The sequence below is a fragment of the Aquaspirillum sp. genome (assembly GCF_055136605.1).
In genome coordinates this window covers 1-11315 of record NZ_JBSQVP010000067.1, presented here as the reverse complement: position 1 = coordinate 11315, position 11315 = coordinate 1, and the positions used below count along the sequence as shown (strand labels likewise).

Sequence of the window (11315 nt, the reverse complement as noted above, 5' to 3'; positions counted from 1 at the left end):
GCTGAGGGTAATGGCTGATTGTAGTTCAGGTTGGTGTTGGGTTGCCAAACATCAGCAGGCCAACCTACTGAACTAAACCATCAGATTTGGTGGATGCGCTTTGCTTATCCACCCTAAAAAACTAGCCAAAAAGGGATGACCACTTGCCGAATCGCTTGCAGTACAATTGCCGCTTTACGTCTAAGCCTTAGTGCAAAATTGTATAAAAAAAGCACTAATGAGCATTTTTCTGTCTTTAGCGACTCTGTTACAGTCTGTGCCGTACTGTGTGATCCGCGTGCGGCTTCTTTTTTTGGGTAGCTTATGATTCGTATCCGCAACCTCCATAAAACCTATCAAGTCGATGGGCGCGCCGTGACTGCGTTGCGCGACATCAACTTGGAAATTGGTCGGGGGGAAATTTTTGGCATTATTGGCCGTTCCGGTGCCGGTAAAAGCAGCCTCATTCGCACCTTAAATCTGTTGGAACGCCCCAGTAGCGGTCACATTGACATTGATGGTCAAGACATCACTGCATTAGATGCACAAGGTTTGGTGAAGCTACGCCAACAAACGGGCATGGTGTTTCAACATTTCAATTTGTTGATGGCTCGCACAGTGGAAGAAAACATTGTCTTTCCCTTGAAACTTGCCAAGAAAGCCATCGATCCACAACACATTCATCAGTTATTAGAACTGGTTGGCCTACAAGATCACCGCCATAAATATCCGGCACAGCTGTCGGGTGGACAAAAGCAGCGGGTGGGGATTGCGCGGGCTTTGGCAAATTCACCAAAACTCTTGCTGTGTGATGAAGCCACGAGCGCATTAGATCCACAAACCACGCAAGCGATTTTGCAACTGCTACTCGACATCAACCGCCGCATGGGGCTAACCATTGTGTTAATCACCCATGAAATGAATGTCGTCAAAAGCATTTGTGACCGTGTGGCGGTGATTGAAGCTGGTGAAATTGTAGAGATGGGCCCTGTAAGCGATATTTTCCTACATCCCGCCCACCCTGCAACGCAAAGTATGTTGGCGGAAAGCGGCGGTCAGCATGAAGCCGAATGGCAAGCGGCATTGGCGATGGCCCAAGGTGCGGTATTGCGACTGAGCTTTACCGGCGCCACCACCCACCAACCGTTATTGCACGAACTCGCGCAACAGTGGGGCATTGCCTTCAATATCCTTCACGGCACCATTGGACGAATTAAGGACACGCCGTATGGTCAACTGATTGTTGAAGTGGCACAAGCCAACACCGTTGATATCACCGCTTTACAAGACGCTTTCGCGGCACGCGGTGTTCGCACCGATATTTTGCAACAAGGGAAACGACCATGATTGAATTTGTGAATCTTGACCTTGCCGAGCTGTGGCAGGGAACACAGGAAACGCTGATTCTGACCGGCGTTTCACTATTTTTTACCGTGTTATTGGGCTTGCCGCTTGGTGTCTTACTGTTTTGGTCAAGCAGCTCACAGCTACAAGGCCACAAAGGGCTATATCGCGTTTTATCGTTGGTGGTCAATGTATTGCGGTCATTGCCTTTCATCATTTTATTGATTGTGATGATTCCGCTCACTGTGTGGCTCATCGGGACCTCAATTGGTGTCGAAGGCGCTATCCCGCCTCTGGTCGCCGCCGCCGTACCGTTTTTCGCACGGTTAGTGGAAAACGTGTTGCGTGATTTGGATAAGGGCATTATCGAAGCCTGCCAAGCGATGGGTGCTCAACGGTGGCAGATTTTATGGTTGGCTTTATTGCCAGAAGCCTTGCCGGGATTACTAGCCGCCATCACCGTGACTGCCATTAGTCTCGTTGGCTATTCGGCGATGTCGGGGGTGATTGGTGGTGGAGGTTTGGGAGATTTAGCGGTGCGCTATGGCTATCAACGCTTCCAAACCGACGTGATGGTGGTCACGGTTTTGATTTTGATTGTGTTGGTTCAGGTTCTACAGTGGGCAGGGGATAAAGCCGTTGCTCATTTCACTCGTAAATAAAGGATATTAAAAATGAAACGAATCAGTCTGATCGTGGCGAGCGTTGTCGCGGCTTTTGCTGTGAATGCCCATGCTGAAAAATTAAGTGTTGGCGCAACAGCCGTGCCCCATGCCGAAATTTTGGAGTTTGTGAAACCCAAATTGGCTAAAGAAGGCGTGGAATTAGAGGTAAAAGTCTTTACCGACTATGTGCAGCCTAACGTGCAAGTGGCAGAGAAAAAGTTAGACGCCAACTTCTTCCAACACAAACCCTACCTCGATACCTTTAATAAGAATAAAGGCACTTCGCTGGTGACGGTCACAGCTGTTCACGTTGAGCCTTTTGGTGCGTATTCTCAAAAGGTGAAAGCTGCTAAAGATTTGAAAGAAGGCGCACGGGTGGCGATTCCAAACGATCCGTCAAACGGTGCACGTGCTTTGCTGTTGTTGCAAGCACAGGGTTTAATCAAGCTGAAAGATCCGAGCAATTTGTTGGCGACAGCAAAAGACATCACCGATAACCCGAAAAAGCTGAAAATCACTGAGTTAGAAGCAGCGACCTTGCCACGCATTTTGAATCAAGTCGATTTGGCTTTAATCAACACCAACTATGCTTTAGAAGCCAAGCTGGTGCCAACACGTGATGCGCTGTTTATCGAGGGGGCAAAATCGCCGTATGCCAATATTTTGGTTAGCCGCAGCGATAACAAAGACAGCCCTGCTCTGAAAAAACTGGCAACCGCTTTGACCGGTGCTGATGTCAAAGCATTCTTGCAACAGAAATACCAAGGCGCAATTGTGCCTGCGTTCTAAATCGAGGCTAATGGTGCGTCGCCCCTTTGGGGTGACGACACCCTACAATGTTTTATAAAAATAACATATTGTATAGATTGACTATTTTTCTAACGCGATGTCCTTATCTGCCATGCTGCACTGCGCCTGTTTTCCTTCCAGACTATAATCCTCACATCCCAATACCGGAGATACCACCATGCCGACGATTAGCATGTTTTATGGAATTGTGATTTATCTCTATTTTTATGATCACGAAAGACATAACACACCGCATATTCACGCAAAATACCAAGGCTCAGATGCTTCATTCTCAATCCTTGATGGTTCTCTATTGGACGGCCAGCTTCCCCCTGCTAAGGTTCGTCTAGTCCAAGCATGGATTGAAATCCGCCGTGAAGATCTACTCGCCGATTGGGAATTAGCGATAAATGGTCAAACACCACTTCCTATTGACCCACTGCGTTAAGGTCTGACTATGGAAACTGTCGTCCGCGTGCAGCCACGAGATAATTTTCTTCTCGAACTCTGGTTTAACACTGGTGAACACCGCCTGTTTGATATGTCTCCTTATCTGGATCGAGGTGTGTTCGTCAAACTGAAAGATCCAGAAAAATTCAAACAGGCCTATGTTGCCTTTGATACTGTGTGTTGGCCGGATAATTTGGATATTGCTCCAGAAACCCTTTACGACCGGTCAATATCTTTATCCTAAACTTGCTTGACCTTCTTCCAGCCCTAAAGCCAGCATACGTTGGATTACCGGTTGTTTGGCAAAACAACGCTCACTGTTCATGGTGCGTCGCCCCTTTGGGGTGACGACACCCTACAAATCCCCGTCGCTGTCCTCATCTGCATAACGCTGCCGAATGGCTAACACTTCGGGCAAAATGGCTAAGAAATGCTCGACTAAATTGGGGTCGAAGTGCTTGCCGGCTTGTTCTTTTAAGAAGTTAACAGCGTCATCAATCGGCCACGCCCGCTTATAAGGCCGTGTTGACGTTAGGGCATCAAAGACATCGGCAATCGCCGCAATTCGCCCTTCAATCGGAATGTCTTCCCCCTTCAAACCACGCGGATAACCAGAACCATCCCACTTTTCGTGGTGCGACAACGCAATTCGGTAGGCCATCTGTAACAGCTCGTTATCATGGTGCTCTTCTAAAATACGGGCGCCAATCTCAGCATGCTGTTCCATGATGAATCGTTCTTCCGGTGTCAATCGCCCGGGTTTGAGCAAAATCGTGTCTGAGATGCCAATTTTGCCGACATCGTGCATCGGGCTGGCATAAAACAACAATTCACACTGTTTCTCATCCCATCCCAAACGCTTTGCTAACATACTGGCGGTATGGCTCATCCGCAGCACATGCGCACCGGTTTCGTTGTCGCGAAATTCAGCGGCCTTGGCCAACAGACGAACAATTTTTTGATGAGAACGATTTAATTCCTGCGTCCGTTCAGCCACCATTTCTTCTAATACCGCTTTGCGTTGTTCCAAAAAACGATGGGCTAAATGGGCTTCTAATAGATTACGTACCCGCGCCAACAACTCGATGCGGTGAAAAGGTTTGGTGATAAAGTCGCGTGCCCCTAAGGTTAACGCTTTCAACATAATGTCATGCTGTGCTTGCGCGGTTAGCATCACAATCGGTGCCAATAGTGGCTGATCGAGTGCAAACAGCTGTTCCATCACCGCAAAACCATCGAGATGCGGCATGTTCAAATCCAACAGAATTAAATCCACCCGTTGTTGCTGATAGGTTGAGGCCACTAAGCGCGGATCGGAAATGGCGGTGAGATGAACAAATCCTTCGCCCTGCAAAATTTTCTGCAATAGCTTCAGATTGGCGGGTTCATCATCCACCAATAAAATATGCGCTGATTTAATTTCTGGCTTCATCGCACAACCTTTTGTCTCTGGCTAACCCACATCCTTTATACAGACCTTTCCAGAAATTCATTGACTGTCCGTAAAAACAGACTGATATCTAATGGCTTAGTTAAGTATTCAGCAAAACCCGCTTGTTTACCGCGTTCAATATCACGCCGCATGGCGTTGGCGGTGATCGCAATCACGGGAATCGACGCCGTACGCGTGCGGTTTTTGAGCTCGGCCAGCACCTGATAACCATTCATCCCCGGCAAATTGATATCCAACAAAATCAAATCGGGTTGATGATGATGCGCTAAATCCAGTCCTAACGATGGGGTATGTGCGGTAAACAACGAAATATGGGGCAGGCGCGCTAAGGCTTGGGTCACCAGTTTGATATTGGCGGGGTTATCTTCGATATACAGCACTGTGTAGCGGCGTTGTTGTTTATCTGACTCAGCCTCGGCGGTAGCGGTGACGGCGGTATCGACCAGTTCGGGTAAAACCTCGGCTGGCAATTCAATCCAAAAATCACTGCCCTTGCCTAGCTCACTTTCAACGCCAATGTGCCCCCCCATCAACTCAACTAAGCTGTGGGTGATCACCAAACCAATCCCCGTCCCTTCAATCTCGCCATATTCCGCACCCAGTCGATTAAAGGGCCGGAACAGTTCTTTCATACGCTCAGGGGCGATACCATTACCCGTGTCTTGCACATGCAAGCGCAGGAAATGCCCTGATGCTGTTTCAACCGCCTCACCTTGAATACACACTTTACCGCCGCGCCGATTATATTTAATTGCATTGGAAATTAAATTTAATAAAACTTGTTTTAGGCGAATATGATCAGCACGAACAATAAACGGCTCTGGTAGATGGATTTTAAGGTTGACTTCGGATTTTTCTAATAAAGGTCGTAATAAGCTATGACATTCTTCGACCAAAACAAGGCAATCCACCGGCTCTATGGACAGCTCTACTTTTCTGGCTTCAACCCGTGCTAAATCCAATACCTCGTTAATCAACTGCAATAGGTGGTGACTGGCCTTAATAATTTCATTTACATTATCGCGATTGTCTTCGCTGAGTTCATCATCCATTTCCATTAAAGACGAAAAACCGATAATCGCATTCATCGGTGTCCGCAATTCATGGCTCATCCGCGATAAAAATTCTGATTTTGCTTGGTTGGCTTCATTAGCTTGCTCAACTGCCTGTTCTAGTGCCTGCTGTCGTTCAATCTCTGCCGAATAATCAACAAACATATTAAATGTATTAGCCAGTTTGCCGGTATTGGGATCCATGATGGGGCATAAATTACTTAAGCTCATAAATTCCGAGCCATCTTTACGCATCAATTTTAATAGACCCGTCCAGCTTTTTCCTTCTGCTAATGTGTTTAAAACCTCGGCTACTTTCTCTTCTTGCTGTCCAGCCGTGCCCACTGCAACAAAATCACGCCCTAACACTTCGCGGCTGCGATAACCCAATAGGCGCTCGTAAGCTGGGTTGACATATTGAATCCGACCTTCTGCATCTGATACCCGAATTGCCTGCTCTGTGGTTTCAACCAACCGCCGAAACACGCGTAATTTTCTCTCAGCTAATTTGGTATACGTAATATCAGTACGAATAGAAAGATATTGTTGTGGCAGGCCATTTTCATCTAAAAAAGGCACGATAGTTGAGCGTACCCAATACTCTTGGCCTTGTTTATTGAGATTGCAAATTTCGCCTTGCCATACCTTACCCGAGGCAATGGTCATCCACATTTGACGAAAAAAAGCAGTGGAATGTTCTGCCGATTTTAATAAGCGATGGTTTTTCCCAATCAGCTCATCACGAGAATAGCCACTGATTTCACAAAATTTGTCATTCACATCAATAATATCGCCAGCAGCATTGGCAATACTGACAATCGCGTGTTGATCAATGGCAAAACGGAGGTGGGATAAATACTCAATTTCTTGCGTAGAAAAGTTTTTTTTGCCATGTAATGTGGAATGTGGCACGAGATAACCTTTTTAAAAAATTTGTTACACAGAATATTGCTTAACCGCTTTTTCCATTCTGTGTACCATTTTGTTAAGGTGTTGTACGGTATCGGTTGTCAACTCCACGACTTTCATATTTTGTTCGGTCATGACTGCAATACTTTCGACATTTTCTGCCATTAAACTCATGGCCTGATTTTGTTCTTGTGCCGAGAGAGAAATATCACTCACCATCTGTGTGGTTTGCTGCATTTGCTGATTGATGTTGTGCAGATAATCTTGCGCTTGTTGCACCAACGATACGCCGCGCTCGACTTGCTCGGCGCCACCACGCATTCCATCTACAGCCTTGCCGGTTTCAGCTTGCACCGCTTGAATCATGCTGCTGATTTCTTCCGTTGCATTTGCGGTTCGTTCGGCCAGTTTGCGAACTTCATCCGCCACCACCGCAAAGCCCCGCCCCATTTCACCTGCCCGCGCCGCTTCGATGGCAGCATTGAGTGCCAATAAGTTAGTCTGTTCGGCAATTTCTTTAATGACACCGGTAATCCGAGAAATTTCCTCTGATTGTTTACCCAACTGTTCAACCTGCACTGCAGATTGTTTCACGGTATCGGCCAACGACAGAATCGTAGAGCAAGCTTGTTGTGATAACACCGCGCCCTGTTCAGACAACGTCGTTGCGCCAGCAGCCGAGTGACAGGTATGTGTTGCACGTGTGGCGACTTCAGCAATCGACATGGTAATTTCTTCAATCCCAGCCGCAGCAGAGTTAGTCGCTTGGTTTTGCTGTTGTGCCGAGAATTGCACATGGGTCACGCCTTGACTGACATCCGCCGCAATCGAACGCACTTGGCGCGCCGAATCGGCCATACACTGTATGGTGGCTTGAATTGACGACACAAAACGGTCAATTTTGCGTGCAATCACCCCGACTGGATCTTGCCTTTTTAAATCAAAGCGCTGTGTTAAATCACCCGACAACAACAGCTGCTCTAAATAAGCTGTCAGTAAGGCAATTTCCTTATTAAAGGTCGGGACAAAAACCACCAAGAAAAACAGTGCAATCAATAACGCCAATACCGATAACGGTAACAACAGCGTTTGCAAGCCGATGCTAGGGAAAAGTTGTTGTAGTAATACCAAACCACTTAATAAGAGAGAACTTCCCCCAATCAACCACGGTTGGACTTCCGAACAACAAAACACTGCCCAAGGCGAGCGCCGTGCAGGCACCACACGGCCATGAAACACGCGGATTGAACGGTCGCCTTTTAATAATTTCTCGTAAGCCACCGTCGCTGCCTCGACCTCATGCCGTTCTGGGCAAGTACGCACGGACTGATAACCAACGATTTTGCCGTTTTCACGCACCGGCGAAGCATTCGCCACCACCCAGTAAAAGCCGCCGTCTTTGCGACGATTTTTTACCAGCCCGCGCCAAGGCCGCCCCGCCTTTAAGTCACGCCACATATCCTCAAATGCCTGTGGTGGCATGTCAGGATGCCGCACTAAGTTATGCGGCTGGCCTATCATTTCTTCACGGGTATAGGCACTGATGTCTGCAAAAGCTTGATTAGCTTCGACGATGATGCCCTTGAGATCGGTTCGGGAGTAAATGAACTGATCTTTTGGCAACAAGGTTTCGACCTGCGTTACGGGTTGGTTGACGCGCACAGCAAGCACTCCAATGACATGAAATTAGGGTGAATCAAAAAACCTATACAGGTTAAGCCATCATGCTGATTTAGGTATTTTTATGCACAACGTGACGCGGCGAATGATAGACAGACGCATCATGATCATCAATTAACAAAAACATGTATTAGCTATACAAATAAACGATTTGCTAGAAAATCAGTTAGAAACGATTTTTTTGCGTAAAGCGTACTTAGTTAACTCAGCAATCGAGGTTAAGCCGAGTTTTTGGCGAATATTGCGTCTGTGAACTTCTACTGTAGAAGGTGCAATGCCCATTTGCACGGCAATTTCGTGTGATCTTAGCCCTTGTGCTAACAGCGCCAGCACTTGACGTTCACGCCGGCCCAATAACGCTAATGGTGGATCAAGGTCGGAGGAAGAATGAGAAATGGCCGATGCCGCAAAGTTGTGTGCGACATCCGGGGATAAAAACCGTTCCCCACCCGCTACGGTACGAACGGCGGTAATTAACTCATCAGAGCCAGCGGATTTCACCACATAGCCCATGGCACCAGCTTGCAACATCTCATCAATAAAGATTTTTTCGGTGTAGCCAGACAACGCCAAAATTTTAATCAATGGCCTTTCCCGCGAAATATATTTCGCCAGTTCAATGCCATGAATGTCTGGTAGGTTAATGTCCAATACCAAGACATCTGGCTGGTATTGTTCTAATAACGCTAATAATTCTTTGCCTTGGCCTGCCTCGGCGATCACTTGAAAGTCGGCCTCGGCATTGAGGGGAATTTTCAAGGTTTCACGAAACATCTTATGGTCATCTGCAAGCATGATTTTAATGGTCATGTTTTTCTCCTTTCTGTTCTACGGGTAATTTGACGGTAACAGTCACCCCCTGTTGAGGTGCAGAGACCAAGCACATGCTGCCGCCTAAAAAGGTAATGCGTTCACGCACACTATTCAGACCAAAACCCGAGACACCACTTAAAGCCTGTTCTTGATTGGCAATGCCCCGACCGTGATCACTGACACGCAACAGCACTTGCTCACCATCAAAACGTAAATTGAGTTCAGCGTCATCGACTTCGGCATGTTTGGTGATATTGATCAGCAACTCACGCGCAATCCGAAACAAAATCACCGCTTGGGTATGCGAGAGGGTGCAATTGGGTTCTTCAATATCCGTGGTCACCGCTAGGCCATAGATATCCAACACTTCTTTTTCCAACCAACGTAGCGCGGCAGTCAAACCCAAGTTTTCTAACACCGGTGGGCTAAGCTGGGCAGTAAAGGAACGAACAAGGGTGCTGGCACGGTGCGTGAAAAGTTCTAATGCTGTTAGATTGTCTTTTTGTGCTGGAGTGACTGATTTTTTTAGCAATTCTAAACGAATTTTCATGATGTGCAGGATTTGTCCCAAATCATCATGTAAATCGCGAGCAATAGCGCGGCGCTCACGCTCTTCGGCCAAAGTCGCCTCAATGGCCAACCGCCGTAGCTGCTCGGTTCGTTCGATGACCTTATTTTCTAAGGTGTCGTGGGCCTCTTGTAGCGCGGCTTCGGCTTGTTTGCGGGCGGTGATATCACGGCCTACCGATTGAATCTCAACCAAATGACCACTGCTATCAAAAAAACCATGATTGGCAAACTGCATCCAATGTTCTTGTCCATTGGCCGAATACACACGGTTTTCGATAATCACGACAGGGCAATGCGGCGACAACTTCTTCAGCTCAGCGGTAATCAACGGTACATCATCAGGGTGTGCCACCGGCTGCCATGTACCCTGCATCAGTTCGGTCAACGACTTACCAAAAAAACGGCAGTAGGCTTGGTTGGCGAATAAAAACCGTCCGTTTGGGTGCACACGCGAAATCAGCTCGGTCTGATCTTCAACCACAGCCCGATAACGTTCTTCGCTGGCTACGAGCGCAAGTTGTGAAATTTTCTGAGGTGAAATATCAAAGACAAAAACATAAAAGCCACGGACACCGTCAGGGTGGATGTCTGGGATATAGCTCACTTGGCCATAACGAACATGGCTACTATCAGGAGAAGGAATCGCTCGTTCAAAAACCTGCATCTCCCCGCGTAACGCAGCTTGGATGTGTGGGAGATTTTTGCGATAGAGTGCATCACCGAGGGCAAATCGAATATGCCTTCCAAATATATCATCTGGATCAACCCCAAACCATATCCGATATGCATTATTGGCGAAACAGTTTTTCAGATGGCGGTCCCAATATGCAATGGTCGCCGGCAACTGATTGAGTACCTTTGATAAATGTCGTCCCTGCAACAACGTCTGTTGCTGTCGTTGTGCATAGCGTTCACGAAAACGTGAACGAAGTTGAGACGAAAAAGGTCTGTTTAGCCGTTTTTCTCTCATGCCTTTAACATTGAAAGAGCCTAGTTAGGGTTTCATTTTTTGAAAAATGAAGGTTTCTGCAATTTTTTCTTAGGCTGCACATAATAAACACTCTTGTTAAAAACAGTACAAAAGATGGATAGGGCTCATGCTGAATAAGCATTTTTTCTACATTATTTTGATTTATATCAAAATATCAAAAAATTTCACACACAATTTCCACTTGCCCACGATTTTTACTGGACTATGCAGTTTTTTTATCCTGAGTGGTTGCCAATCACAGACAACATTACAACAGCAAGAAAGTTATGTTTTCGGCACCCGAGTGGAAATCAGCATTGCACAGACTAAGCCAGAGATCGCACAACAAGCCATCACAGCCGCGCTACACGAGCTCGACCGCCTACATCGTCAGCTCCATCCGTGGCAAACCGACAGCGAACTCTCTCAAGTCAATCGCGCATTTCAAGGCGGCCAACCGATCACGCTATCAGCGGAATTAACCGAGCTGATTCGTCACAGCCAACAATTTGAACAACTCAGTGATGGCCTGTTTAATCCGGCTATTGGTTTGCTGATTCGTGAGTGGGGATTTCAACAAGAACATGCTGCCCCCGCCCCCCCGCCAGCGGCAACATTGCACGCCTGTCTCTTATACACAT

At 47.1% G+C, this 11315-nt stretch carries 11 protein-coding genes; 6 read left to right on the top strand and 5 right to left on the bottom strand.

The features are described 5' to 3' along the window. Positions 1-303: 303 nt before the first annotated feature. The 5 genes from ACTBZS_RS10380 to ACTBZS_RS10360 all read left to right on the top strand — a co-directional run bounded on the left by ACTBZS_RS10380 (position 304) and on the right by ACTBZS_RS10360 (position 3471). Positions 304-1326, top strand: coding sequence for a methionine ABC transporter ATP-binding protein (locus ACTBZS_RS10380; protein WP_463044063.1), 1023 nt, complete (start codon positions 304-306; stop codon positions 1324-1326). Beyond that, complete coding sequence (locus ACTBZS_RS10375) at positions 1323-1985, top strand: methionine ABC transporter permease (protein ID WP_463044062.1); 663 nt, start codon at positions 1323-1325, stop codon at positions 1983-1985. The genes ACTBZS_RS10380 and ACTBZS_RS10375 overlap by 4 nt, the downstream gene beginning before the upstream one ends. 12 nt (positions 1986-1997) lie before the next feature. After that, complete coding sequence (locus ACTBZS_RS10370; protein ID WP_460431300.1) at positions 1998-2777, top strand: MetQ/NlpA family ABC transporter substrate-binding protein; 780 nt, start codon at positions 1998-2000, stop codon at positions 2775-2777. Positions 2778-2955: 178 nt separating this feature from the next. Further along, positions 2956-3225, top strand: a complete 270-nt coding sequence (locus ACTBZS_RS10365; protein ID WP_463044061.1) for a DUF4160 domain-containing protein — start codon at positions 2956-2958, stop codon at positions 3223-3225. 9 nt (positions 3226-3234) lie between these two features. After that, a complete protein-coding gene (locus ACTBZS_RS10360) occupies positions 3235-3471 on the top strand; it encodes a DUF2442 domain-containing protein (protein ID WP_463044060.1) in 237 nt (78 codons plus the stop codon). Between the two features lie 111 nt (positions 3472-3582). On the opposite strand, the gene ACTBZS_RS10355 is transcribed toward ACTBZS_RS10360, so the two are convergent. From ACTBZS_RS10355 to ACTBZS_RS10335, 5 genes are all read right to left on the bottom strand, one after another. Continuing rightward, the gene (locus tag ACTBZS_RS10355) at positions 3583-4659 is read right to left on the bottom strand and encodes an HD domain-containing phosphohydrolase (protein ID WP_463044059.1); all 1077 of its coding nucleotides are present in this window, start codon (positions 4657-4659) and stop codon (positions 3583-3585) included. A gap of 35 nt (positions 4660-4694) precedes the next feature. Then, positions 4695-6644: a PAS domain S-box protein gene (locus tag ACTBZS_RS10350; RefSeq protein ID WP_463044058.1), complete on the bottom strand. Its 1950-nt coding sequence runs from the start codon at positions 6642-6644 to the stop codon at positions 4695-4697. 24 nt (positions 6645-6668) lie between these two features. Next, positions 6669-8303 (bottom strand): methyl-accepting chemotaxis protein, encoded by a 1635-nt coding sequence (locus tag ACTBZS_RS10345; protein WP_460431295.1) that lies wholly within the window; start codon positions 8301-8303, stop codon positions 6669-6671. A gap of 180 nt (positions 8304-8483) precedes the next feature. Next, complete coding sequence (locus tag ACTBZS_RS10340; protein WP_460431294.1) at positions 8484-9131, bottom strand: response regulator; 648 nt, start codon at positions 9129-9131, stop codon at positions 8484-8486. Further along, a complete protein-coding gene (locus tag ACTBZS_RS10335) occupies positions 9121-10674 on the bottom strand; it encodes a PAS domain-containing sensor histidine kinase (RefSeq protein WP_463044057.1) in 1554 nt (517 codons plus the stop codon). Before ACTBZS_RS10335 ends, ACTBZS_RS10340 begins: the two co-directional genes overlap by 11 nt. Positions 10675-10801: 127 nt before the next feature. Between ACTBZS_RS10335 and ACTBZS_RS10330 the strand changes: the two genes are divergently transcribed. Then, positions 10802-11315, top strand: a 514-nt coding sequence (locus tag ACTBZS_RS10330; protein ID WP_463044056.1) for an FAD:protein FMN transferase, incomplete at its 3' end; no start/stop codon positions are given.